The 21,562-nt window shown below is 47.2% G+C and carries 32 protein-coding genes; 28 read left to right on the top strand and 4 right to left on the bottom strand.

Annotated features, from left to right (window positions below; translation table 11 throughout):
• The first annotated feature begins 3 nt into the window (after positions 1 to 3).
• The 11 genes from KI362_RS11245 to KI362_RS11195 all read left to right on the top strand — a co-directional run bounded on the left by KI362_RS11245 (position 4) and on the right by KI362_RS11195 (position 7,138).
• The gene (locus KI362_RS11245) at positions 4 to 396 is read left to right on the top strand and encodes a DNA-packaging protein (RefSeq protein WP_301627299.1); all 393 of its coding nucleotides are present in this window, start codon (positions 4 to 6) and stop codon (positions 394 to 396) included.
• A gap of 1 nt (position 397) precedes the next feature.
• Positions 398 to 754, top strand: coding sequence for an ABC transporter ATP-binding protein (locus tag KI362_RS11240; RefSeq protein WP_301627298.1), 357 nt, complete (start codon positions 398 to 400; stop codon positions 752 to 754).
• A gap of 1 nt (position 755) precedes the next feature.
• Positions 756 to 1,181 (top strand): HK97 gp10 family phage protein, encoded by a 426-nt coding sequence (locus tag KI362_RS11235; protein WP_301627297.1) that lies wholly within the window; start codon positions 756 to 758, stop codon positions 1,179 to 1,181.
• The gene (locus KI362_RS11230) at positions 1,178 to 1,633 is read left to right on the top strand and encodes a phage tail terminator family protein (protein ID WP_374705653.1); all 456 of its coding nucleotides are present in this window, start codon (positions 1,178 to 1,180) and stop codon (positions 1,631 to 1,633) included. Before KI362_RS11235 ends, KI362_RS11230 begins: the two co-directional genes overlap by 4 nt.
• Complete coding sequence (locus KI362_RS11225; protein ID WP_301627295.1) at positions 1,617 to 1,799, top strand: hypothetical protein; 183 nt, start codon at positions 1,617 to 1,619, stop codon at positions 1,797 to 1,799. Before KI362_RS11230 ends, KI362_RS11225 begins: the two co-directional genes overlap by 17 nt.
• Positions 1,799 to 3,115 (top strand): phage tail sheath family protein, encoded by a 1,317-nt coding sequence (locus tag KI362_RS11220; RefSeq protein ID WP_301627294.1) that lies wholly within the window; start codon positions 1,799 to 1,801, stop codon positions 3,113 to 3,115. Before KI362_RS11225 ends, KI362_RS11220 begins: the two co-directional genes overlap by 1 nt.
• A 1-nt stretch (position 3,116) precedes the next feature.
• The gene (locus KI362_RS11215) at positions 3,117 to 3,581 is read left to right on the top strand and encodes a phage tail tube protein (RefSeq protein ID WP_301627293.1); all 465 of its coding nucleotides are present in this window, start codon (positions 3,117 to 3,119) and stop codon (positions 3,579 to 3,581) included.
• 20 nt (positions 3,582 to 3,601) lie between these two features.
• The gene (locus tag KI362_RS11210) at positions 3,602 to 4,012 is read left to right on the top strand and encodes a phage tail assembly chaperone (protein ID WP_301627292.1); all 411 of its coding nucleotides are present in this window, start codon (positions 3,602 to 3,604) and stop codon (positions 4,010 to 4,012) included.
• A 233-nt stretch (positions 4,013 to 4,245) separates the two neighbouring features.
• The gene (locus KI362_RS11205) at positions 4,246 to 4,899 is read left to right on the top strand and encodes a hypothetical protein (RefSeq protein ID WP_301627291.1); all 654 of its coding nucleotides are present in this window, start codon (positions 4,246 to 4,248) and stop codon (positions 4,897 to 4,899) included.
• Positions 4,900 to 4,954: 55 nt separating this feature from the next.
• Positions 4,955 to 6,940 carry a tape measure protein gene (locus KI362_RS11200; protein WP_301627290.1) on the top strand — a complete coding sequence of 662 codons (1,986 nt, stop codon included), beginning with the start codon at positions 4,955 to 4,957 and terminating at the stop codon, positions 6,938 to 6,940.
• Positions 6,941 to 6,949: 9 nt separating this feature from the next.
• The gene (locus KI362_RS11195) at positions 6,950 to 7,138 is read left to right on the top strand and encodes a hypothetical protein (RefSeq protein WP_301627289.1); all 189 of its coding nucleotides are present in this window, start codon (positions 6,950 to 6,952) and stop codon (positions 7,136 to 7,138) included.
• On the opposite strand, the gene KI362_RS11190 is transcribed toward KI362_RS11195, so the two are convergent.
• Complete coding sequence (locus KI362_RS11190) at positions 7,135 to 7,512, bottom strand: DUF2513 domain-containing protein (protein WP_301627288.1); 378 nt, start codon at positions 7,510 to 7,512, stop codon at positions 7,135 to 7,137. The two genes, KI362_RS11195 and KI362_RS11190, sit on opposite strands and share 4 nt — an antisense overlap.
• A gap of 89 nt (positions 7,513 to 7,601) precedes the next feature.
• Between KI362_RS11190 and KI362_RS11185 the strand changes: the two genes are divergently transcribed.
• The 12 genes from KI362_RS11185 (at position 7,602) to KI362_RS11130 (ending at position 14,910) form a co-directional block, all read left to right on the top strand.
• Positions 7,602 to 8,291: a LysM peptidoglycan-binding domain-containing protein gene (locus KI362_RS11185; RefSeq protein WP_301627287.1), complete on the top strand. Its 690-nt coding sequence runs from the start codon at positions 7,602 to 7,604 to the stop codon at positions 8,289 to 8,291.
• A gap of 11 nt (positions 8,292 to 8,302) precedes the next feature.
• Positions 8,303 to 9,256, top strand: a complete 954-nt coding sequence (locus KI362_RS11180) for an XkdQ/YqbQ family protein (protein WP_301627286.1) — start codon at positions 8,303 to 8,305, stop codon at positions 9,254 to 9,256.
• Entirely contained in the window at positions 9,256 to 9,594 is a 339-nt protein-coding gene (locus tag KI362_RS11175; RefSeq protein ID WP_301627285.1) for a DUF2577 domain-containing protein, read from the top strand. The genes KI362_RS11180 and KI362_RS11175 overlap by 1 nt, the downstream gene beginning before the upstream one ends.
• A complete protein-coding gene (locus KI362_RS11170; RefSeq protein ID WP_301627284.1) occupies positions 9,591 to 9,986 on the top strand; it encodes a DUF2634 domain-containing protein in 396 nt (131 codons plus the stop codon). Before KI362_RS11175 ends, KI362_RS11170 begins: the two co-directional genes overlap by 4 nt.
• The gene (locus KI362_RS11165; RefSeq protein ID WP_301627283.1) at positions 9,979 to 11,058 is read left to right on the top strand and encodes a baseplate J/gp47 family protein; all 1,080 of its coding nucleotides are present in this window, start codon (positions 9,979 to 9,981) and stop codon (positions 11,056 to 11,058) included. The genes KI362_RS11170 and KI362_RS11165 overlap by 8 nt, the downstream gene beginning before the upstream one ends.
• Entirely contained in the window at positions 11,051 to 11,635 is a 585-nt protein-coding gene (locus KI362_RS11160) for a putative phage tail protein (protein WP_301627282.1), read from the top strand. The genes KI362_RS11165 and KI362_RS11160 overlap by 8 nt, the downstream gene beginning before the upstream one ends.
• Positions 11,632 to 11,916: a ketopantoate hydroxymethyltransferase gene (locus KI362_RS11155; RefSeq protein ID WP_301627281.1), complete on the top strand. Its 285-nt coding sequence runs from the start codon at positions 11,632 to 11,634 to the stop codon at positions 11,914 to 11,916. Before KI362_RS11160 ends, KI362_RS11155 begins: the two co-directional genes overlap by 4 nt.
• Positions 11,916 to 12,803 (top strand): hypothetical protein, encoded by an 888-nt coding sequence (locus KI362_RS11150; protein WP_301627280.1) that lies wholly within the window; start codon positions 11,916 to 11,918, stop codon positions 12,801 to 12,803. Before KI362_RS11155 ends, KI362_RS11150 begins: the two co-directional genes overlap by 1 nt.
• 128 nt (positions 12,804 to 12,931) lie before the next feature.
• Positions 12,932 to 13,177, top strand: a complete 246-nt coding sequence (locus tag KI362_RS11145) for a hemolysin XhlA family protein (protein WP_301627279.1) — start codon at positions 12,932 to 12,934, stop codon at positions 13,175 to 13,177.
• Between the two features lie 2 nt (positions 13,178 to 13,179).
• On the top strand, positions 13,180 to 13,374 hold the full coding sequence (locus KI362_RS11140) for a holin (protein WP_301627278.1): 195 nt from the start codon (positions 13,180 to 13,182) through the stop codon (positions 13,372 to 13,374).
• Positions 13,367 to 14,044, top strand: coding sequence for a peptidoglycan recognition protein family protein (locus tag KI362_RS11135; protein WP_301627277.1), 678 nt, complete (start codon positions 13,367 to 13,369; stop codon positions 14,042 to 14,044). Before KI362_RS11140 ends, KI362_RS11135 begins: the two co-directional genes overlap by 8 nt.
• A gap of 140 nt (positions 14,045 to 14,184) precedes the next feature.
• Positions 14,185 to 14,910: a BRO family protein gene (locus KI362_RS11130; protein WP_301627276.1), complete on the top strand. Its 726-nt coding sequence runs from the start codon at positions 14,185 to 14,187 to the stop codon at positions 14,908 to 14,910.
• 341 nt (positions 14,911 to 15,251) lie between these two features.
• Here the strand turns inward: KI362_RS11130 and KI362_RS11125 are convergent, their stop codons facing one another.
• Together KI362_RS11125 and KI362_RS11120 are read right to left on the bottom strand one after the other, a co-directional pair.
• Positions 15,252 to 15,557, bottom strand: coding sequence for a hypothetical protein (locus tag KI362_RS11125; protein WP_301627275.1), 306 nt, complete (start codon positions 15,555 to 15,557; stop codon positions 15,252 to 15,254).
• 92 nt (positions 15,558 to 15,649) lie between these two features.
• Positions 15,650 to 15,889, bottom strand: a complete 240-nt coding sequence (locus tag KI362_RS11120; protein ID WP_301627274.1) for a hypothetical protein — start codon at positions 15,887 to 15,889, stop codon at positions 15,650 to 15,652.
• A 121-nt stretch (positions 15,890 to 16,010) separates the two neighbouring features.
• Between KI362_RS11120 and KI362_RS11115 the strand changes: the two genes are divergently transcribed.
• Positions 16,011 to 16,217: a transcriptional regulator gene (locus tag KI362_RS11115; RefSeq protein WP_301627273.1), complete on the top strand. Its 207-nt coding sequence runs from the start codon at positions 16,011 to 16,013 to the stop codon at positions 16,215 to 16,217.
• Positions 16,218 to 16,499: 282 nt separating this feature from the next.
• Here the strand turns inward: KI362_RS11115 and KI362_RS25550 are convergent, their stop codons facing one another.
• Positions 16,500 to 16,706: a helix-turn-helix transcriptional regulator gene (locus KI362_RS25550; protein ID WP_374705652.1), complete on the bottom strand. Its 207-nt coding sequence runs from the start codon at positions 16,704 to 16,706 to the stop codon at positions 16,500 to 16,502.
• 596 nt (positions 16,707 to 17,302) lie between these two features.
• Between KI362_RS25550 and KI362_RS11110 the strand changes: the two genes are divergently transcribed.
• From KI362_RS11110 to KI362_RS11095, 4 genes are all read left to right on the top strand, one after another.
• A complete protein-coding gene (locus KI362_RS11110; protein ID WP_301627272.1) occupies positions 17,303 to 18,415 on the top strand; it encodes a citrate/2-methylcitrate synthase in 1,113 nt (370 codons plus the stop codon).
• A gap of 122 nt (positions 18,416 to 18,537) precedes the next feature.
• Complete coding sequence (gene icd / locus KI362_RS11105) at positions 18,538 to 19,833, top strand: NADP-dependent isocitrate dehydrogenase (protein ID WP_044477721.1); 1,296 nt, start codon at positions 18,538 to 18,540, stop codon at positions 19,831 to 19,833.
• 9 nt (positions 19,834 to 19,842) lie between these two features.
• Positions 19,843 to 20,790: a malate dehydrogenase gene (gene mdh / locus KI362_RS11100; RefSeq protein ID WP_044477722.1), complete on the top strand. Its 948-nt coding sequence runs from the start codon at positions 19,843 to 19,845 to the stop codon at positions 20,788 to 20,790.
• 133 nt (positions 20,791 to 20,923) lie between these two features.
• Positions 20,924 to 21,355 carry a hypothetical protein gene (locus KI362_RS11095; RefSeq protein WP_301627271.1) on the top strand — a complete coding sequence of 144 codons (432 nt, stop codon included), beginning with the start codon at positions 20,924 to 20,926 and terminating at the stop codon, positions 21,353 to 21,355.
• Positions 21,356 to 21,562: the final 207 nt, after the last annotated feature.

The following is a 21,562-nucleotide window of genomic DNA, read 5'->3' as shown; positions in this document are numbered from 1 at the left end:
GTCATGCTACCGACCAATCTAACCGACCAAAGAACGGTGTTAGACATCATCAAGCCGAGACTTCAGTTAATGGACAACACACATGATGCGCTGCTGCTCCCTTATGTCAGAGAGATTGGTCGGCGCATCATGCATTTCTGTAACATATCCGAAATTCCAGACGATTTGTCCGATGTTTGGGCGTCAATGGTCATGGATGCGGCGCGTGTGGAGCTACCGACAGTGGATGAAATCAATGATACAGCAGGGGGCGCGGATAATATCAAGATTGGCGATACTTCCGTTTCGCCTGCCTCTGGTGTTGCTGGATTGTCTAATACGGCTAAATCTGTGATTGATAAAGTCGTGCTGAACTATCGAATTGACTTAGTCAGATACCGTAAGTTGAGGTGGTAGCATGATTAATTACAAACGACACCGCCGAAAGATTGAAAAGACCTATGAAGACCGCTGTACAATCAAACGGGAGAAAAAGACCAAGGTCAATGGTGAGACTAAAATTGATTGGGTTACTAAACACACCGACATACCTTGTCGAATCTCTCAAAAAGCCCTGGCAACAAACGGACAAACCGAAACAGTAAACAACATCGCCTATGAAACGAAGTTGTTCATCTCGCCAGATATAGAGGTCTTGCAAGGTGACCTAATCGAAGTGACGCGCGGCTCTTTAATGCGGATGTATACCGCAGGAGAGCCGTTTTTCTATCCCACGCATCAAGAGATAAGCATACAGCGTCGAGAAAAGGCCTGATATGGCTAAGTGGGGAAGCTTTGACTTTGGCGAAATGGAGCAACTAGCCAAGACGTTTAATTCTGCTCTTGATCAACGAGTAATTGAGCGATGGATAAGAGAATTCCTCTTGGAAATGGCCTACCGGGCCGAAAGGAAAATCAAGAAACGCACTCCGGTAGGCGAAACCGGGGAATTGCGGCGCAATTGGAAAGTGGGTAGTGTCGTTCGCAAGGGTAATGCGTATGAGGTTGAAATTTTTAACAACACAGAATACGCGATTTATGTAGAGAACGGTCACCGCGCAGGCAAGAACTTGACCAAATGGGTTGAGGGACGCTTTATGATGACGATCAGTATGAAAGAGATTGAACGGGAATTACCGAGGTTTCTCGAACGGAAACAGGTTGAATTGCTTGAACAGCTCATGAATGGTAGAAAGGGGTGAGGTTGTTGGTTGAGGTAACAGTAAATAGCATAAGAAGCGGTGTTATCTTAGCCCTGTCTAACCTCTTCCCGAACATGGATGTTTATGGCGAAGAGATTAAACAGGGCTTTGAGGCGCCGTGTTTTTTCGTCAAGTTACTAACCATGGGACAAGATCAGGAGTTGAACAGGCGGTATAGACGTTCTCACGCCTTCGATATTCACTTTTTTCCCAAGTCGGTGGATTCGAACGAAGAAGCTCACGGAACGGCTGAACAGCTATACGACAAGCTCCGACTGGTCAATATTGACGGTGCGATGTATCGGGGCGCGGGGATGAATCACGAAGTCGTTGACGGCGTGCTGCATTTCTTCGTGGATTTCAATTTCCACGTATTTGCCGAGAAGCCGCCGGGGATCAAGATGCAAACTCTCAATCAGGAGGGAAGGTTGAAAAATGGCTACAAAGGATAAGGAGCTGGCCGCAGGCTTTACGAAAGATCAGTTTTTGCAGTCCCGCCAATGGCAGGGGATTGATAAGGACATTTTGTCCGTTGTGCTGGAGCCAAGCAAGACGTACACGATCGCCGAGGCAAAACGGCTGATTGATCAATTTAAACAGGGGCAGGTGAAAGGATAATGGCAGGAGGCACTTGGAACACTCAAAATAAAGTTCGCCCGGGCGTCTATATCAATTTTGTATCTGAGGCTAAACCGCTCGGTACAGTCGGGGAGCGCGGCATTACAGCACTAGCCTTGTCGCTGCCGTGGGGACCAGAGAAACAGGTCATTATGGTAGAAGCAGGAGCAGACACGATGGACGTACTCGGCTTTGATATTACTAGTCCGGCGCTGCTGCTTGTGCGCGAATCGCTAAAACGGGCTAAGACGCTGCTGTTATATCGGCTTAACGTCGGAGTCAAAGCTACCGCAACAGCTGGGGATCTGGTAGCAACGGCACTGTACTCTGGTGAGCGGGGCAATGATATCACAGTTGTAGTACAGGCCAACATCGACGAGCCTACGAAGTTTGATGTCAAAACACTTGTTTCTGGCGTTGAGGTCGATGTCCAGACCGTCGCGACGATTGCTGAGCTGACGGACAATGGTTGGGTGACCTGGTCGGGCACCGGTGACCTTACAGCAACGGCTGGAGTTAACCTTGCAGGCGGTACGAACGGCACTGCAACCAATGCAGACCACACCTCATTTTTGGCAGCACTGGAGCTGCAGGACTTTAACACCGTCGGGCTCGCTGCCGATGATGCAACGCTAAAGCCGCTGTATACGGCATTCGTGCGCCGCCTGCGTGAGGACGAGGGTAAGAAGGTTCAGGCTGTGGTCACCAACTATCCTGTGGCCGATTACGAGGGCGTGATCAGCGTCAAGAATGGCGTTGTGCTATCTGATGGTACGACGATCACAGCGGCTCAGGCTGTCGCTTGGGTGGCTGGTGTGACTGCTGGGGCTACCGTGAGTCAGGCACTTACCTATACCGCCTACGACGACGCTGTAGACGTGTCGCCGCGCTACACTAATAGCCAGATCGAGGCGGCGTTGCTTGCTGGGGAATTTGTCTTCACACCATCTAATGGCCGCGCGATTGTGGAGCAGGATATCAATACGTTGCAATCCTTTACAGCGGATAAAGGGCGGCAGTTCCGCAAGAACCGTGTGCTCCGGGTACTTGACGGCATTGCCAACGATCTTAAAGCGACGTTTGAAAACTACTATCTTGGCAAAGTAGACAACAATGCTGATGGTCGCAACTTGCTCAAGTCGGAAGCAATCTCATACATGAACACGCTGCAGGCGATCAATGCGGTTCAAAACTTCGACGCTCAGACGGATGTTATCTTTGTTGCTGGTAATGAGTCTGATGCGGTATATGCAGAGATCGGGGCGCAGCCGGTGGACAGCGTCGAGAAAATCTACATGAAAGTGCGGGTGAAGTAGGATGGGATTTATGAAAGCCGGAGACGCGATCAGTGGTCAGGAGGGCCGTGCATATGCAACGATTAACGGCAGAATCGAAGAAATGTTTTACGCTAAGACGATCGAAGCCACAGCAGAGAAAAATAAATCCGAGTTTAAGGCGCTCGGTCGCCGCGGAACTCAATCGAAGGCAATCGGGTGGACTGGAACGGGTAGCATGACGATTTATTACGCAACCCCGATTTTCCGGCAGATGATGATCGACTACATTAAAACAGGCAGGGATACTTACTTCGATATCCAAATTGTTAACGAAGATCCGAACAGTGGTCTTGGTAGACAGACGATTGTACTAAAAAATGTCAATCTGGATAGCGTCATAATGGCTAAATTAGATGTTGACGCCGAGTTTTTGGACGAAGAGATTTCCTTTACGTTTGATGATGTAGACATGCAGGACAGCTTTAACTCCATTACGTTGGGCTAATATAAGGAGGATAACTTGATATGAGTACACTTCAAGATTTTCTAAATAGTAATCCGGTTGAGGGATTGACCGAGGATGTGGCTGTATCGTCTAGGTTTAAGGACGCTGATGGTAACCTGCTGAAGTTCAAGATCAAGGCCATGAGCGGTCCAGAGTTTGAGGATATACGGAAGCGGTCCACCACGATCTTGAAAAAGGGTAAGGTGGATTTTAACGCTCAGCGTTTTAACACCACGTGTGTAATCAACAACACGGTAGAGCCGAGCTTTAAGGACGCCGAATCCATTAAAAAGTTGGGATGTAACACGCCTGAGGAATACCTTAATAAGGTTCTTCTGCCGGGCGAGATTGCCACACTTGCTGAGCATATCCAGAAGCTAAGCGGCTTCGAGACGGATATGGAAGAACTGGTAGACGAGGCAAAAAACTAATACGGGAGGGCGATGGTGACGCGAACTATGCGTACTTCGCCCTCCACAAGTTTCACAAGTGGCCTAGCGAGTTTATGGCACTCTCACGAAAAGAAAAGGCGTTTGTTATAGCCTCCATTGATGAGAGAATTAAGGCCGAGGAACAAGCTGCAAAGAAACTAAAAAAATAATGCCCTTTGTTGGTTAAATCTGCTAATATTAGTACAACTGAACTAATACAAGGAGGGCTTTTGTTGAAAGTTCTTAGAGTCATAGGATCTATTCTTCTGTTTGTCGTATCATTCGTTTTTGCTATCTTTTTTCTTATGGGTTTATTTATTCCGGATTTTGAAGGTGTATGGATTGCAGGTATCTTTACAGTAGTCTTTTTTATTTCTGGCATGTTTGTTAAAGGTAAATCAAAACGTAAGATTGAAAACGATAAGCACAAAGACGAATTAAAGGAACGCGGAGTTCTTGCTAGTAGCAAGTTGCACCACGTTGAAGGGTTGCCGCTAGCAGAGAAAACACTTTGTAGTGTTCATGTAACGCATGACACGCTTATTGTCGAAGGTGGTGGAACTACTTTCGAATTAAAGAGTAGTCAAATAAGAGCTGCCGAAGTCAAAACGGATGCTGAAATAGCGAATATAGTACACAGTAGCGCCGTAAAAGGCATTGCAGGTGGATTGCTATTCGGGCCTATTGGGCTTGTGGTGGGAGCAAGGGCAACAAATAAAAAGCAAACGACTTATACTTACTACCTAATCATAAATTTTGTGAATGCTAATGGAGATTTGACAGCAATAATGTTTGACGGAGGTAATACACCATTCAGTTCACAAAGGATAAGTAATAAATTGCATCCCATACTTAAACAAAACCCAAAAGCAACTGTGCAACTGTAATAAATACAAGCGCCCTTATGGCGCTTTTTATTTTTCCTTGAAAGAAGGTGAACAAGTGGCAACTGTGTCATCGACAATTAAGATGTTTGATGCCATGTCAGGTCCGCTTAAAAGCATCACCAATGGGATGAATCTCATGATATCAACGATGTATAAAATGCAGGACACAACGGATAGAAACACCAACATTGATAAGTCTCTGAATGCGGCTAAGCATCAAATAGCGTCAGCGGAAGCAGAGATCAACCGCCAGATCAATATGGCGAAACAGTCACAAGACAACTTTAACCGGTCTGTCAAAAATACAAAATCCTCCATGAGCGATCTGAGCCTTGCTGTAATCGCCGTTAATCAGGGGGTTGAGTTAATAAAAAAGGGTTGGGGATTAGTAAACCAATCAATGGGCTTGGCAGATGAAATGACTGCTACTAATGCAAGGTTAGCTTTGGTTAATGACGGACTGCGCACTCAAGCTGAATTACAGAGACAGGTGCTTGATGTAGCTAACAGAACGCGCCAAGGGTATGTAGAGACCGCTGGTTTGATCACCAAATTAGGTGCCGGTACTCAGGGGATATTTAAGAATGACGATGAGCTGCTAAATTTTGCCGAACGGTTTAATAAATCCCTCGTAATAAGCGGAGCAACAGCGCTGGAATCAAGTAGTGCCATCCTGCAAATGTCACAGGCATTGGGTAGCGGGTTGCTACAGGGTGATGAATTACGATCACTTTCGGAAACTGCACCGGTGATGATGAGAATACTGTCAGATGGATTAGGGATCGCACGGGGCGAGCTTAAACAGATGGGGGCAGACGGTGAACTTACAGCGGATAAGATTGTTAAAGCCTTTCAAAATCAAAGTGAGCAAATTGATTCCATGTTCAAGGATATGCCAATGACTTTTGGTGGCGCAATGACAATAATGGGGAATTATCTTAAGACTTGGTTCGGTTCGCTGAACCAGATTGGCGGTCCATTAACTCAAATCACCGATCAAGTTGGTTTACTCACCTCATATCTACAGTCAGATGCAGGCCAACAGTTTATGAATGGGCTAGCAGAGGGGATAAGTACCGCTGTTAGTTGGCTCCTACAACTTGCACAATTAGTTGGACAGGTGTACAACTTTATCGCGTCTAACTGGTCAGTAATCGGGCCTATTGTTTGGGGTGTAGCAGCAGCGATCATTGGACTTACCCTTGCCATAAAGGGCGCAGCTATCGCCCAAGCCTTGTTCAACGCTGTTATGAATGCCAACCCAATTGTATTAATCATTACTATTATCGCAGCCCTGGTAATTGCACTTTATAAACTGTGGACGTCGAATGATAATGTTGCAGCAGGTCTCTATCGCGCATGGAATGCGATTCTGAACTTTTTCGATACATTCCCGGCATACTTTTGGCAACTCGTGGAGTGGTTATTGCAGCCGTTTGTCTGGTGGGCTGAAAAGGTCGGAGGTGTTTATGACTCTGTAATCAATGGGATTATATCGGGCATTAATGCCGTACTTAAGTTGATCAACAAAGTAACCGGTTCTAGTTATGAGATCGAAGCCAAGTTTAATATGGCAGATATGGCCGATAAGATATCTGACTATGCCGGGGCTAAGAAGGATGCTGCATACGCTTCTGCCGCTCTGAAAGCACAGGAGCGTGAGCAAAAGGTAATTGATTTTTTAGACAACAGAGCCTCTAAACGGGCTAAAGAGCAAGCCGAGAAAGAAGCGAAGGGGTCCGGGATCGGAACAGGAACAACGCTGTTTAGTCCGACTGGTGGCAGTACAATAGATAGCATCGATAAGGTAAACAAGGTCGGAAAGATTGAGGACTCTGTAGACATCTCGAGCGAAGACCTCAAGCTCATGCGCGAGCTGGCCGAAATGAAATCGATCCAGAACTTTGTTACGTACAGGCCTGAGTTGACGGTGACGACAGGTCCGATATCAAAGGACGTGGACATTGACGAGTTAATATCGAGGATCGATCAGACGCTTGAAGAAGATATAGCGGCTAATGCTGCGGGGGTACCCCTATAACGCGAAAGGGTGAAAAAAATGAAATGGGACCAAAGCAAACCGAAAGCTTTTATCTCTTCCTATGAGATAAAGCAAGAAATCGAAAAGGGCCAGATGACATTGCATCTGACCTTTGATAATCCGAGTGGAGAGTGCAGCACATATGCTGACTTCCTTGAATCTATTGGTGAGTTCCTGGCAACCAGAAATTCCGATTAACTTAATCCTAATTTACTCTTTATATAAGATCCTGCAACCTCAGCGAGTATAGGGAGGGAAACACTTGATACGGCACTAAAAACTTTATCTTTGGTTCCACTCCAGACACTATTATCTCTAATATTGTCCAAGAACTGGTGACCGTCCCAAGTTATACTCATGGCGTTGTATGAAGTTCCACCCAAAGATTTAAAGACTTTAGCGTTAATGTAGTTTGCCTCCTCTAATTTTTGAAACGTGTACACCACATCTGATTTTTCGTATTTTTGCAAGGATTCAAATTCAGTGTGGTCATTGCAGTCAATATATTCATTTTCTGTGAGTCCTTCTAAGGTTAATAAAAAATCTCTGACGCACTCATGATTAAGCCGCATTTCTTATACCTCCTTTCTGATTAATGGAATAGCTCGCACTTCCATTATTCTACAAAAGGGGGTTATTTCCTTTAGAAAGGAGGATCCATGTGGCAGATTACTCACTGACCCTATCCTTTAATCACGAAGCAGAGGCGATTGAGTTCCCGGTCTTGCCTGAGAAAATTGAAGTGTCATCCTCTGGCAATAACAAGACCTATGACATATCCCAACTTGGGGAGATCAACGTGATCAAGCCAGGCAAGCTGGCTGAGATCGCATTCGAAAGTTTTTTTCCTGCAAGTTGGTTCCCGGGATGTAACGTAGAGCAAAGGGAACTATTTCAGCCGTCGCATTACATTGTTGATCGAATACAGGACTGGCGCGGCAAGAAGCATCCCGTACACCTTGTGCTTACAGGCGGTCCGATGAACATCAATATGGATGTCAGCATCGAGCGTTTTATCTGGTCAGAGTCAGGCGGCGCTGTGGGCGATATCGCTTATCAAATCGCACTGAAGGAGTATCGCTTTTACGCTGCTCGAAAGGTGCAAGTAGCTACTCAATCCGGATCCGCTAGTGTCGCCATGCCGAAGCTACTCAGCCCGGCCCCTGCAGCTCGTCCAGACACTCGGGTGCAGCCCAAGACGTACACGTTGGTCGCGGGAGACAACCTCTGGAAGGTGGCACAGAAATTTCTTGGTGACGGGAGCAAGTACAAGCAGATCCAAAGCCTTAACGGCATCAAGGACGCCGAATTGAAGCGGCTGCCAATCGGTAAGGTCATCAAACTGCCTTAAGGAGGTGCGACATGCTACAGGTAATCACGGACAATAAACAGGGCGATGTATACGATATATCGGAGATCGTCACCGGGGCAACTTGGAAGACGTCTCGCATCGGTAAGCCCGGCAGTGTGGACCTTACCATTTTGCAGGATGCTAACTACATGATCAGTAACGGGGATATTATCGCACTCAAGTGGGATGATGTCCCTTTATTTTATGGCTATGTGTTTACGATTGGCCGCAGTGAGGCAGACACGCTATCTATTAAGGCATATGATCAAATGCGCTATCTGGCCGCAAACGACACTTATGTCTTTAAAGCCAAGACCGCAGCGGCTATAGTCAAACAGATCGCCGATGACTTCGGTTTGCGCTGGGGTCATGTTGTCGATACCAAATATAAAATCCCGTCTATGGTCGAAGACGGACAGAAGTTGATTGACATCATAGATAAGGCATTTGCGCTGACTACAATCAATACGGGCAAGATATACGTTTTTTACGATGACTACGGCAAGCTATCTGTGCAGGATGCAGAGGACCGCGAGTTGGAGCTTGTGATAGGCGATGAGAGCCTAATGACGGACTTTAGCTATCAGCAGTCGATTGACAGCGACACATACAACCGGATCAAGCTTGTGAGGGACAACAAGGATACAGGAAAACGGGACGTATACATCGCCCAGGACAGCGCCAACATCGCCAAGTGGGGCAGATTACAATATTATCAGAAGGTTGACGACAATCAAAACGAGGCGCAGATTAAGGCGCTCCTCGATCAACTCGCCAAGGCCAGAAACCGAGAGACAAAGAGCCTTAAGATTACAGCCCTTGGCGATCCATCAATCCGAGTGGGCAGCTATTTAAGAGTTATTATTGGCGAGTTGGCTATTGATCAGCGTTTTTTAATCGAGGAATGCTCCCACAACTTTAACGGCGATGACTACACAGTCCAAATTGAATTGAAGGTGATCTAATGGCATTGAGCGACACAATTAAGAGGCTGGGAGCTGGGGCAGTTAATAGCGGCAATCCGGTTGCGGTCATGTTTGGGACGGTCACTAAATCAAATCCTCTTGAGGTAAACGTTGATCAGCGTTTTACACTCGACGAGGATTTTTTAATTGTCACGGAGCGCCTGACCCGGTATGAGGTTGACCTAAAGCACAGGCATACGACAGGCAGCGAGGATACCGGAGAGGCGTTGCTTGATAAGATAGTCATCCGAGAGGGTTTGAAAGTAGGCGACGCTGTACTGCTGCTCCGTGTGCAGGGCGGCCAGAAATACGTTGTATGGGATAGGGTGATTACATGATACCGATTGGTGGAGCCATACAAGACGCTGCCGAGACGCAGCAGACCAGCAGGACATACGGCATCGATTTTGCCAAGGGCAAGGCTACGGGTGTGACAGACGGCTTAGAGGCGGTGCGACAGGCGGTGTACAAGATACTCCGAACTGACCGCTTTGCCCATCTGATCTATGATGCCAATTACGGCAGCGAGATCAGCGGCTTGCAAGGTCGGAGTCAGGGGTATGTCAGATCGGAGATCGAGCGCCGTATCCGCGAGTCCCTCATGCAGGATGACCGTATATCAGAGATCACAGACATGCAGATTAGTATCACCGGCGATGAGGCACTAGCAACCTTTGCAGTAGTGTCGATCTACGGAGATTTTAGAGAGGAGGTGAGCGCAGTTGTATGAGACTCAAACATATGACGTGATCCTGCAACGTATGCTTGACCGGGTCAGTGCCGATGTAGATAAACGACCAGGCAGCATCATTTACGACGCATTAGCGCCATCAGCCGCCGAACTGGCGCAACTTTACATGGAACTGGATATAAACCTTGCCCTGTCCTTTGCTGATACAGCTACAGGCGAGTACCTGGAGCGCCGTACAGCAGAGTTTGGGATCAACCGGGAGCAGGCGACAAAGGCAAGGCGCAAAGGCTTGTTTTATGCGTCTGGTGATGTGCCGATGGACGTGCCTGTTGGTAGCCGGTTTTCGCTCGGTGATCTCAATTACACGGCTGTGAGCCGAATCGCTGCCGGACAATGGCTGCTGGAAAGTGAGACGGTCGGCGTCATCGGTAATCAGGATTTTGGGGCACTGTTGCCGATTGACTACATTGAGGGATTGGCGCGCGCTGAGTTGGCAGATGTGTTGGTGCCCGGGGAGGACGCCGAAACGGATGAATCTCTCCGGTCTCGCTACACAGCGGCTATCAATGAGCAAGCCTTTGGCGGCAATGTAGCGGACTATAAACAGGATATCATGGCTATTGCTGGCGTGGGCGGCGTGAAGGTGTTCCCGGTTTGGGCAGGAGGCGGTACAGTCAAATGCACAATCATTGCGTCTGACTTTAATCCTCCATCCTCTACGCTGATTGACGAGGTGCAGACCATAATTGACCCGCTTGTAAATAGTGGTCAGGGCATCGGATTGGCTCCTATCGGTCACCAGGTCACGATTACAGGGGCACAGGCGGTCACGATCAATGTAGCTGCTACACTTACCCTTGCTCCTGAGACTACCCTTGGTCAGGTGCAGAGTGATGTCGAGGAGGCGATAAGCGCCTATCTTCTGTCGCTCCGGCAGACCTGGGCTAACGAGTCGGCTATCATCGTCCGTACCGCTCAAATTGAGTCACGTATCCTGACAGTGCCGGGCGTTGTAGATATTACCGGGACTCAACTTAACGGCAGCACGGCCAATGTAGTGCTTTCGGACGAGCAGATCCCAACTATGGGGACGGTGACGCTCAGTGAATAGACTACTGGAATACTTGCCGGATATCTATCATGAGGTCATTGACTTTGTAGAGCTAACCGATACCGGGGCACAGGAAGTCATATCCGCTGAGCAGGCGATTAGCACGCTGTTTGCTGACCAGTATGTGACAGAGGCATCCGAGCAAGCTATTAAGCGCCGCGAAAAGATGCTGGGCATCCAGGCTGATCCTACAACGGAGACGCTGGACTTTAGACGAAAGCGGCTGATTAACCGCTACTCAACCAAGCCGCCATTTACCGTCAGGTATCTGCAGCAACGGTTGGATTTTTTAGTCGGAGCGGGGCTGACTATCGTGAGTGTGGATCCGCAAGCATTTATCCTGACCGTGACAACTAATATTGATAATGCTGCACTTTTTAAAGAGGTTGAACGGACTGTAAAAGTCACGAAGCCAGCGAACATGCTCTACCAGCAGCAGACCTCGTTACAGGATACGATCGAGTTGCGCGAACGCATCAAGGCGCGGTCAGTGAGTTGGAATTACAAGTTGGATGGCTCATGGAAGCTTGGCGAGAAGCCTTTTGCAGATTTAGGCATGGAGGTGGTCTATAAATGATTGCGAGTACACTTTTATCAGAGATTGCAACATTGACGGACAGCAAGATTGTGAAGGTGGTCTTAAACGAAACTTACGAGATTACTAATTTTGAGGTTAAGGCTGTCAGCGGATCGACCGTAGGTATGCAGTACATTGTCCCTGCTTCGGTGGTGCCGGTCGTGAACAAGATTGAGCTTAAAAATAGTTCTGATCAGTTAGTCACTAGTAACGATGTGTATGTGCCAATTACATCTGACACTCTGATTTTGCAGACAATTGAAGTTAAGGAGGGAGCCTAATGGCTAAAACAGATTGGGGATTAAATGACATAGTAAAGCCTGCAGACCTAAATGAGCTTGGTGGAGAGGTTAATCAACTCCGCGAGGACGTAGATAATATTAACTTCCCAATCTCTGACGCAACGGACGGGACAAGGAGTGATGTAGCAGGATCGGAGAAGGCAGTAGGTCTGGTTATGGCAGAGGCACAAGCGGCAAAAACAGCTGGCAATGAGCGAAAATCCGAAGTGGTTGCCGCGCTTGTTGCCCTTGGGGTTTCGGCATCCACTTCGGACACTTGGGCAACGCTTATTAGTAAGATGACCGCAATTATCAAGGCTACGGGTAATGCAACGGCTGCTGATGTGCTGGCGGGTAAAACGGCATCTAACGCCAATGGCCCTATTACAGGCACGATGCCAAACCGAGGCGCCGGAGGCACAGTTACACCGGGCACAACCAACCAAACCAAGGCAGCAGGGTATTACAGTAGTCCGATTACGATATTAGGCGACGCCGATCTTGTACCCGGCAATATCAAAAGTGGGGTTAATTTATTTGGGGTGCTGGGATCCCTCATAGAAGGAAAACCCTTTGCTACCGGAACAACTAATTCCTCATCTACCGGATCCACTTTAGAGGTTAGGGGATTGTCCTTTGCGCCTACCGTTTTTATTTATCGTAGTCTTGACAGTAGCTTTTTAAATTTTTGGGGGTTTGCTGTTTCGCCGACCTCCACCTTTATGCAAACTAGCCCATCATGGGGAGCGAGCGGTATTGGATATGCACAACATGGCGGCCAAGGAGCTGGTACGTTAAACCCAATTTGGTACAATGATGGATTTTCCGGTATTACGGGATTAGCAGGAGGGCGTCCATTCTTATGGATAGCTTTCGGTCAAACCTAAAAAACGAAGGGTGTTGACAATGATACGTATGTTTAAAAGCAAAGAGGTACGAGTAGCATAGCGCCAATAAGGCGTTTTTATTTTGCCCTCGGGAGACCGGGGGCTATTTTGATTGAGGATGTGACGCAATGGATGATGTACAGGTAGAAATGTTACAGCGGATAACGCGGACAGAAACAAATGTGATCAGTATGAAAGAAACACTAGACCAGGCGCTGAATGTAAACAAAACGGCTGTTGAAGCCTTGGCATCGGCAAGTTCAGCGCATAAGCGAATCGACACTATTTTTAGAATTATATTTTGGCTGGGCACTACGGTTGTTGGCGCAATCATATTAGCGGTTATCAAATTAGTTACAGAGGGGGGCAATTAATCATGACAATCAAATGGTTAAAAGCAGCAGGTGTCCGGGCGCTCAAGACGGCAGCTCAGACGGCTATTGGGGTAATTGGAGCAACGACGGTATTTAGCGAGGTTAATTGGACGGTGGTAGGTGGCACGGTGTTGCTGGCGACAGTGACGAGCTTTTTGACAAGCTTTGCAGGGCTGCCAGAGGTTAGCGATGAGTAACTTTGTATATCGCAAATACCACATACCCAAAGGGACGGCCTACAACCGCCGTCCTGCCATTCCAATGATGGCGACAACCATAACCATCCATAACACTGGCAACCCGTCCAGCAGCGCCGCAAATGAGCGTGCATGGCTGACTAATCCAAGCAACAACCGTACAGCCAGCTATCACATTGTCATTGACGACAAGGAGGCTATCGAGTGCCTACCGCTCAATGAGTCTGCCTGGCATGCAGGGGACGGTAGCGGAGCCAAGAGCGGCAACCGAACAAGCATCGGTGTGGAGATTTGCGAGAGAAATTACACCCAGTCTTTGGACAATGCCGTTAAGTTGGTTGCTGCCATGCTTAAAGAGCGTGGTTGGGGCGTGGATCGCTTGCGTAGGCATTGGGATTGGTCAGGCAAGGTGTGCCCGAGATTGATGTATGACGACGGTAAATGGACTGGATGGGTTGATTTTAAAAACCGTGTGGCCGCAGAATTGGCTGGAGAGGATGAGGATAAATTGGAACTAAGCAATTATCAATGGCAATCGTTGCGTAACGGCGTATCGGAGCTAATCGCAAGTGGCAAAATCAATGACAAGACATGGCTTGATAAGATCGATAAGCGCACGATTACGGTATCGGAGTTATCCTGGTTGACGTTTACTGTGGCCCTAAGATAAAACGTTAAGCCCTGAGAGTTAATAGCTCTTGGGGCTTTTTTGGTTTTATCCACACAAACTTTACCAAATCATTTGCTTGACTTAAAATAGAAGTGTATGCACTAAAACTATATTAAAGTGTATGCAGAAGGAGAATGTTAATGAAATTGAGATTGGTTAAGCAAGGCGAGTTTTTGGGTATTAAGTGTGATTTTTGGATGGACAAGCATGGCGAGGTATTTATGACTCGTAAACAGATTGGTGAGGCGATGCAATATAAAAATCCTGATGATGCAATTTATCGTATTCATGAACGTAATAAAGACAGGCTAGACGCTCTTTCAGTTACCGTCAAACTGTCGAGTACTGACGGAAAGAAATATGAAACTATCTTATATCGCGCAAAGGGAATCTTCGATATTATCCGTTTTAGTCGTCAACCAATCGCTGATGAATTTATGGACTGGGTTTATGATGTTATCGAGGCAATCCGCACAGGACGTATTAGCGAACAAGTATTGCGACAAGCAGGAATCACTATTCGCCGCACTTTGACAGACTCTATTCGTGATTTAATCGAAGAAAGCCCGCACAAAAAGTTTCAGTATAAAAATTATACAGACCTTATCTATAAGCAATTGTTCGGTATGAATGCAAAAGAAATAAGGTTGCATCTGGGTTTGTCCAAAGAAGAAAACATAAGAGACTTCCTTGATGCCAATGAACTTGAGGCAGTTCTTCAGGCAGAAAGGCAAGTCTCCACGTTAATTGAAATGCAATTATCCTACCACGATATTAAGGGAATATTCAGCAAAAAGCAAGTAGTTCGTTCGTTACCTCGTGGCAACCGTCCACGCAAAACAGAAGAGGAAGCAAACTGCATTTAGCGCAGACGGGTTAGCGATTAAGCCCACTAACCTATACGGTCGGTGGGATTTTTTTATTAGGGCCAATTAATCGTAATATCCCCGGATATGACACTCGCAACTATTATAAAAGCTGCAAGCACCACACCTCCAAGGATCGTTCCAGGCCAACTGTTCAGGAATTTCACAACCCGATTATTGCTAGGTTTGCTCCCCATACTCTATCATCCCTTCCTATCCTAAGATTTGGTATTACTTACTTCGACTCAATGATGATTAATCCTTTTTGAAAGCCCGTACCAGCGCGACAATCGATAACGCCAACGCTACAATGGCGATAATAGTCGTTACTGTTTCCACGTTTATTCCTCCATTCCCTGAACCAAATCAATAAGACTTTCAATTTCATCCAACGTATCCTTGTACGTCTCGATTTCGTCGATTACGCTTTCCCAATCATTCTGTTCTTCTTCCAAGACAGCTTGCCGCGCCTCCTGTTTTTCGGTTAGATGGTCCTTGTCAGCCAGATCGTCGAGCTTATCCTCGATTGGCAACAAGACTTCTGCTCGAATATCTTCCATTAATTGATCGAGCCGGTCCGTTGGAAGTAAGTCTCTTATCTCATTCAGCTCTTTTAAAATAGCTCGCACCTTCGCTTTTGTTGCCATACCGTTTTTCCTCCTTAGAGGGGCCGAAGCCCCCAATTAATTCGCGTAAGGCCGCCGCCATATTGTAGGGGGGCCCGTAGGCCCCGATCGTCTTAAACGTTGTAGCATTCTTTCAACTGCTTGTTTATCTCAGCAATGCCACCTTCTTGTTCGATTTCATCCCATGTGTAGGTTATGTCCTCAATTACTCTTTGCACTAGCTTGTATCTTCCGTCCTCTTGCCTTACGTCCCACATGGAACGTATAACGTATCTGTTTATGTGTCTCAATCCGTCTACATCGACATCCAGCACGTTCTTGATAAAAATTTCTTCCGGTTGACTTGTTGTCATTTTCATTACCTCCGTTTGTTTTGTTATCTTAATTATATACTCACGTGAGTATACTGTCAACACTTTTTTATACTTGCGTGAGTATTATTTTTAGTTTATGATTTTAGCAGGAGGAGATCGCATGACAGACAACAAAGGCACCCCAGCCACACGGGCCAAAAACAAGTACAACGCCGCTAATTATGATCGGCTATATCCATATGTCCCCAAAGGACGTAAAGCCGTGTATGAGGCTGCTGCAAAGGCTACAGGACATACACTTAATGAGTACATCATGATAGCATTAGATGAAAAAGTAGAGCGAGACACAAAGACCACCGAGGCATAAGCCAAAGTGGTCTTTTTTTGGCCCTTACCAGTCCGGTAATATGTATTGCCAAATTGGTAAGTCCATCTTATAATCAAAATAGGAACGTAAGTTCGTATTTAAAGCGCTAACATTAATTTTTTTAATAATCATAATTCGACGGCATTCGACATTTGTAGGGTGCTACGATTGTGGTAGTTGGCTTGTTTATTAGGGGGTGAGAAGGTACATAAAGGGGGACTTGATTTTAAATTAAGTATCCGTCAGGGGAGGGGCAGATATCACCCTCCGCGCCTGACTATTTTACCATTCGTGCAAATCTTCCATCGTACAATTAAGCACTTGAGAGACTTTAGCAGCTAGGTCGTAACTTAGCAATCCCTTACCGTTAATGACCCTCGAAATATGGGACTCGGTGCAATCGACGATGATAGATAAATCACGAGCTGTTAAACCTTTCTTAACAAGAAGTTCAGGCAGACGGCTTCTCCCCGGTTCTCGGAGATCCATTGCGTCACCTTTCTAAGTCTAAGTTAGTCGAGGTAAATTGTACCATTCATTTTTCAAGTAAACAACAGCAAAGGGAGGGCTTGTATCAGTGGATGCTCATTTAATACCAATCAAAGACAGTATAAAAAACCTCCGATTAAGTAGAAATATATCCCTTGATATTTTGTCAACGTGTACTGGTATCGATACTGAAGACCTAGATAGGTATGAAAGAACACCTAGCGACATTCCTATTGACGACGCAGTTAAGCTGTTGGGATATTTTAATAAGGACTTTAAATGCGTAAGTTTTCAACAATGAAAAAATACGATAACCCACAATCAACCCACAAAGTCACAAAAAACATCAAGCAGAAAAACACCATATATTACAGGTGTTTTTCTGCTTGATGCCTTGTGCGGCAAGGGATTAGGTGCATTATATGCACGTTGTTAATCTTTAATAATCGTTCACACAATTTTAAAAATTTATCTAGGTGATAAAATCATTTGATGATCGGAATGGGGAGTAACGTGTTCCCACGCTTTTAGAAATCCAGTATGATAAATTTAACATGTTACCAAGACAGTGATCCTCTAAAAGGAGAGATGTTCAAATGACGGCTACCAAAGGATTGGAAGGGATTGTAGCAGCAACCTCCTCCATCAGTTCGATCCATGACGGTGTGCTTGCCTACCGTGGCATTAATATTGACGATCTGGCCGAAAAAGCAAGCTATGAAGAGGCGGCTTATTTGTTGTGGTACGGCAAGCTTCCCAATCGTGATCAGCTCTCTGAGCTGCAGGAGCAATTGAATCGGTATGCTCCGGTTCCGGACGCTGTACTGGCACAGATGAAGCTGTATCCTGCCGAGGCGAATACCATGGCAGTCTTGCGAACCTCCGTATCTGCCCTGGCGTTATACGATGAGCAAGCTAACGATAATTCCCGGGAAAGCAATCAATTGAAGGCTATTAAGCTGCAGGCCCAACTGCCAACGCTGATCGCCGCCTTCTCCAGAATTCGTGAAGGAAAAGAACCGATTGCTCCAAAGCAGGGCGTTTCTCTCTCTTATAATTTCCTGTATATGCTATCCGGTGAGGAGCCTGACCCGGTAGCGGTAAAAGCGCTTGATCAGGCCCTGGTTCTCCATGCCGATCATGAGCTGAATGCTTCCACCTTCTCCGCGCGAGTTACCATCGCCACATTGTCGGATATCTACTCCGGTGTTACCTCGGCGATTGGAACCTTGAAGGGGCCTTTGCATGGAGGAGCCAACGAAGCGGTTATGCAAATGCTGAGCGAGATCGGGACGCTTGATCAGGTAGAATCTTATATTCAGAAGAAGCTTGCCAATAAGGAAAAGATCATGGGATTTGGTCATCGGGTCTACAAGAATGGTGATCCTCGTGCGAAGCATCTTCAAAGGATGTCCCGTCAATTGGGATTGATGAAGGGTGATACTACCCTGTATGATATCTCCGTGAGAGTGGAGGAGCTTGTCACATCCCAAAAGGGATTGAAGCCCAATGTCGACTTTTATTCGGCATCGGTCTATACCATGTTAGGTATTCCACGGGATTTGTTCACACCGATTTTTGCAATCAGCCGCCTGTCCGGCTGGACTGCTCATGTGCTTGAACAGCTGGATGACAACCGCATTATCCGTCCGCGAGCCGAATATACGGGGGCGACAAATCAGCAGTACATTCCGATTGATTTGCGCTAGGAAGAGAACAACCCGGGAAACCGGGTTGTCATTGTGATAAAATAAAATTTGAAGTGAATGAAGGCTGTTTTTTTGAACAACTTCAGGTATTACCAAATTCATATGAGGAGGAAAACATAGACATGCTGCAATTAGAAAAGTTTGACCTTCCGACGGAAGGCGAGAAAATCGTAATCGAGGACGGCAAGCTGAAGGTGCCGAATCAACCGGTTATCCCCTTCATTGAGGGAGACGGAACAGGAAGAGATATCTGGAAGGCGTCGAAGCGGGTGCTGGATGCAGCGGTGGAGAAGGCATACCGCGGCGAGAAAAAGATCGCCTGGTATGAGGTGTTTGCAGGAGAGAAGGCCTTTAATACATACGGAGAATGGCTTCCGAATGATACGCTCGAAGCGATCCGTGAATACATTGTGGCGATCAAGGGACCGCTGACTACCCCGATCGGCGGAGGAATCCGCTCATTGAACGTGGCGCTCCGTCAGGAGCTGGACCTGTATGTATGTCTGCGTCCGGTTCGATACTTTGATGGTGTTCCGTCCCCGGTCAAGCGTCCTGAGCTTGTGGACATGGTTATTTTCCGTGAAAATACGGAGGATATCTACGCGGGAATTGAATATAAGGAAGGCTCTGAGGAAGTCAAGAAGGTGCTTGCTTTCCTGCAAAATGAGATGGGCGTGAAGAAGATTCGCTTCCCTGAGACATCCGGGATCGGGATAAAGCCGGTATCGGAGGAAGGCTCCAAGCGCCTCGTTCGTGCAGCGGTGGAATATGCAATCAAGCATAACCGCAAGAGCGTAACTTTGGTGCATAAAGGAAACATCATGAAGTTCACCGAGGGTGCATTCAAGAACTGGGGTTATGAGGTTGCGGAGGAGGAATTCGGCGACAAGGTATTTACCTGGGCCGAATATGACCGTATCAAGGAACAATCCGGAGCGGACGCGGCGAATCAGGCTCAGAAGGAAGCACAGGACGCAGGCAAGATTATTATCAAGGACGCTATTGCCGATATTGCGCTCCAGCAGGTGCTTACCCGTCCGACCGATTTTGACGTCATTGCTACGCTCAATCTGAACGGCGATTATCTGTCTGATGCGCTGGCTGCACAGGTTGGAGGAATCGGGATTGCACCGGGTGCGAATATCAACTATGTGACCGGCCATGCGATCTTTGAGGCTACCCATGGCACGGCTCCGAAATATGCAGATCTGGATGTAGTCAATCCGGGCTCCGTGATTCTGTCCGGCGTTATGCTGCTTGAGCACCTGGGGTGGCAGGAAGCTGCCGACTTGATCTATAAGGGGCTGGAGACTTCCATTAACAACAAGACGGTTACCTATGATTTTGCCCGCCTGATGGAAGGCGCAACAGAAGTGAAATGCTCCGAATTTGCGGATCATGTTATAAAAAATATGTAGGAGGTCTTCATGAAACGGAAGAAAATTACGGTGGTAGGCGCCGGATTTACAGGAGCAACCACAGCCCTGATGCTGGCCCAAAGAGAACTAGGAGACGTTGTTCTGCTTGATATTCCCCAATTGGAGAACCCGACAAAGGGCAAGGCGCTCGATATGCTGGAGGCCAGTCCGGTACAAGGCTTTGACAGTCAAATTATCGGAACATCCTCTTACGAGGATGCTGCGGATTCTGACATCGTGATTATTACTGCAGGGATTGCCCGCAAGCCAGGCATGAGCCGGGATGATCTGGTTCATACCAATGCGGGAATTGTAACTTCCGTTTGTGAAAATGTTAAGAAGTATTGCCCGGATTCCATCGTGATTATCCTTAGCAACCCGGTGGATGCCATGACTTATGCCGCTTATCAGGCGCTTGGATTCCCCAAGAGCCGAGTCATCGGCCAGTCCGGTGTACTGGATACAGCCCGCTACTGTACATTCATAGCCCAAGAGCTGAATGTCTCGGTGGAGGATGTACGAGGCTTCGTGCTGGGCGGCCATGGGGATGACATGGTGCCTCTGGTCCGGTATTCTAGTGTTGGCGGCATTCCGATCGATACCTTGATTTCCAAGGAGAGAATCGAGGAAATTGTTCAGCGGACACGGGTTGGCGGCGGCGAGATTGTCAATCTGCTTGGCAACGGCAGCGCCTATTATGCTCCGGCAGCATCGCTGGTTCAGATGACGGAAGCGATCCTGAAGGACAAGAAGCGCATCCTGCCGGTGATTGCTCTGCTTGAAGGGGAATATGGCTATGATGGTCTGTTCCTTGGGGTTCCGGTCACACTTGGCGGAGCCGGAATTGAGAAGGTATTCGAGCTTGAGCTCACATCCGAGGAGAAAGCGGCATTGGATAAATCTGCGGACTCGGTACGTGCAGTGATTGCTGTTGTCGAGAGCAAAGCAGGCGCTTAATAGGATTTGGGATGAAGGGAGGCTTTCTCCAAGATTTCAGGATCTTGAGAGAAGGCTTCTTCTTTCTTTTACAGGTTGGAGAAGCTATAATAGATTATAATAAATCTAATTAGCGATGAAAGGTGGATATGAAATGAACTTTGCATTTGTGGCAGTCATGTTCTTGCATATTCTTGGCACACTCGCGCTCGGATTCTACGTACTCCTGCCTCTTGTGTTAGGAAAGGTCGGCAAGCTGTCTCTGGCGGCACAGGAAGGAACGGTATCCGCTGTTAAAACCCTGAATACATACGCCCAAATCGCGTTGGTGCTTCAGTTGCTTACGGGCGGGTACTTGATGACATTCCGCGACTATTCCGTAACCTGGATGGTTATTGTGATCGTCCTCTTCCTGGCGATCGGGGCCCTTAGCGGAATGATGGGCAAGCCGCTTCGCGTTGCGATTGAAGGAATTCGTTCGAAGAAAGGATTCCAGGAAGTCGCCGGCAAGCTGCGTGTATTCAGTAGTCTGTTGTGCGTATGCGTGCTGCTGATCACTTTCTTTATGGTTTACCGCGCCATTTAAGTTTAAGTTAACGAATCACAAAGCGACACCAGAAACAGGAAAGAGGCTGAACGAAGCGTCAAGCATTTGACGTAAGTTCAGCCTCTTGTGCGCTTGGCAGCGTAACCAACTAAAGAGTGAAAGTCTCTAGCATACTGCGAAGTGGCGGAAGTGCATAGCTGACAGACAGTGCGCAGTCCGTGAGGATGTGTGCGGAGGGTCTGAAGG

This window comes from Paenibacillus apis (assembly GCF_018333295.1).
GTDB lineage: Bacteria > Bacillota > Bacilli > Paenibacillales > Paenibacillaceae > Fontibacillus > Fontibacillus antibioticophila.
This window is presented reverse-complemented; position numbering and strand designations above follow the sequence as displayed.

Coding starts and splice junctions, on each gene's coding strand:
- KI362_RS11135 (WP_301627277.1), top strand. CDS start 13,367: ATGAGTAACTTTGTATATCGCAAATACCACATACCCAAAGGGACGGCC.
- KI362_RS11220 (WP_301627294.1), top strand. CDS start 1,799: ATGGCAGGAGGCACTTGGAACACTCAAAATAAAGTTCGCCCGGGCGTC.
- KI362_RS11110 (WP_301627272.1), top strand. CDS start 17,303: ATGACGGCTACCAAAGGATTGGAAGGGATTGTAGCAGCAACCTCCTCC.
- KI362_RS11240 (WP_301627298.1), top strand. CDS start 398: ATGATTAATTACAAACGACACCGCCGAAAGATTGAAAAGACCTATGAA.
- KI362_RS11245 (WP_301627299.1), top strand. CDS start 4: ATGCTACCGACCAATCTAACCGACCAAAGAACGGTGTTAGACATCATC.
- KI362_RS25550 (WP_374705652.1), bottom strand. CDS start 16,706: ATGGATCTCCGAGAACCGGGGAGAAGCCGTCTGCCTGAACTTCTTGTT.
- KI362_RS11155 (WP_301627281.1), top strand. CDS start 11,632: ATGATTGCGAGTACACTTTTATCAGAGATTGCAACATTGACGGACAGC.
- icd (WP_044477721.1), top strand. CDS start 18,538: ATGCTGCAATTAGAAAAGTTTGACCTTCCGACGGAAGGCGAGAAAATC.
- KI362_RS11225 (WP_301627295.1), top strand. CDS start 1,617: ATGGCTACAAAGGATAAGGAGCTGGCCGCAGGCTTTACGAAAGATCAG.
- KI362_RS11130 (WP_301627276.1), top strand. CDS start 14,185: ATGAAATTGAGATTGGTTAAGCAAGGCGAGTTTTTGGGTATTAAGTGT.
- KI362_RS11140 (WP_301627278.1), top strand. CDS start 13,180: ATGACAATCAAATGGTTAAAAGCAGCAGGTGTCCGGGCGCTCAAGACG.
- KI362_RS11115 (WP_301627273.1), top strand. CDS start 16,011: ATGACAGACAACAAAGGCACCCCAGCCACACGGGCCAAAAACAAGTAC.
- KI362_RS11180 (WP_301627286.1), top strand. CDS start 8,303: ATGCTACAGGTAATCACGGACAATAAACAGGGCGATGTATACGATATA.
- KI362_RS11120 (WP_301627274.1), bottom strand. CDS start 15,889: ATGACAACAAGTCAACCGGAAGAAATTTTTATCAAGAACGTGCTGGAT.
- mdh (WP_044477722.1), top strand. CDS start 19,843: ATGAAACGGAAGAAAATTACGGTGGTAGGCGCCGGATTTACAGGAGCA.
- KI362_RS11175 (WP_301627285.1), top strand. CDS start 9,256: ATGGCATTGAGCGACACAATTAAGAGGCTGGGAGCTGGGGCAGTTAAT.
- KI362_RS11215 (WP_301627293.1), top strand. CDS start 3,117: ATGGGATTTATGAAAGCCGGAGACGCGATCAGTGGTCAGGAGGGCCGT.
- KI362_RS11095 (WP_301627271.1), top strand. CDS start 20,924: ATGAACTTTGCATTTGTGGCAGTCATGTTCTTGCATATTCTTGGCACA.
- KI362_RS11125 (WP_301627275.1), bottom strand. CDS start 15,557: ATGGCAACAAAAGCGAAGGTGCGAGCTATTTTAAAAGAGCTGAATGAG.
- KI362_RS11150 (WP_301627280.1), top strand. CDS start 11,916: ATGGCTAAAACAGATTGGGGATTAAATGACATAGTAAAGCCTGCAGAC.
- KI362_RS11235 (WP_301627297.1), top strand. CDS start 756: ATGGCTAAGTGGGGAAGCTTTGACTTTGGCGAAATGGAGCAACTAGCC.
- KI362_RS11170 (WP_301627284.1), top strand. CDS start 9,591: ATGATACCGATTGGTGGAGCCATACAAGACGCTGCCGAGACGCAGCAG.
- KI362_RS11210 (WP_301627292.1), top strand. CDS start 3,602: ATGAGTACACTTCAAGATTTTCTAAATAGTAATCCGGTTGAGGGATTG.
- KI362_RS11190 (WP_301627288.1), bottom strand. CDS start 7,512: ATGCGGCTTAATCATGAGTGCGTCAGAGATTTTTTATTAACCTTAGAA.
- KI362_RS11145 (WP_301627279.1), top strand. CDS start 12,932: ATGGATGATGTACAGGTAGAAATGTTACAGCGGATAACGCGGACAGAA.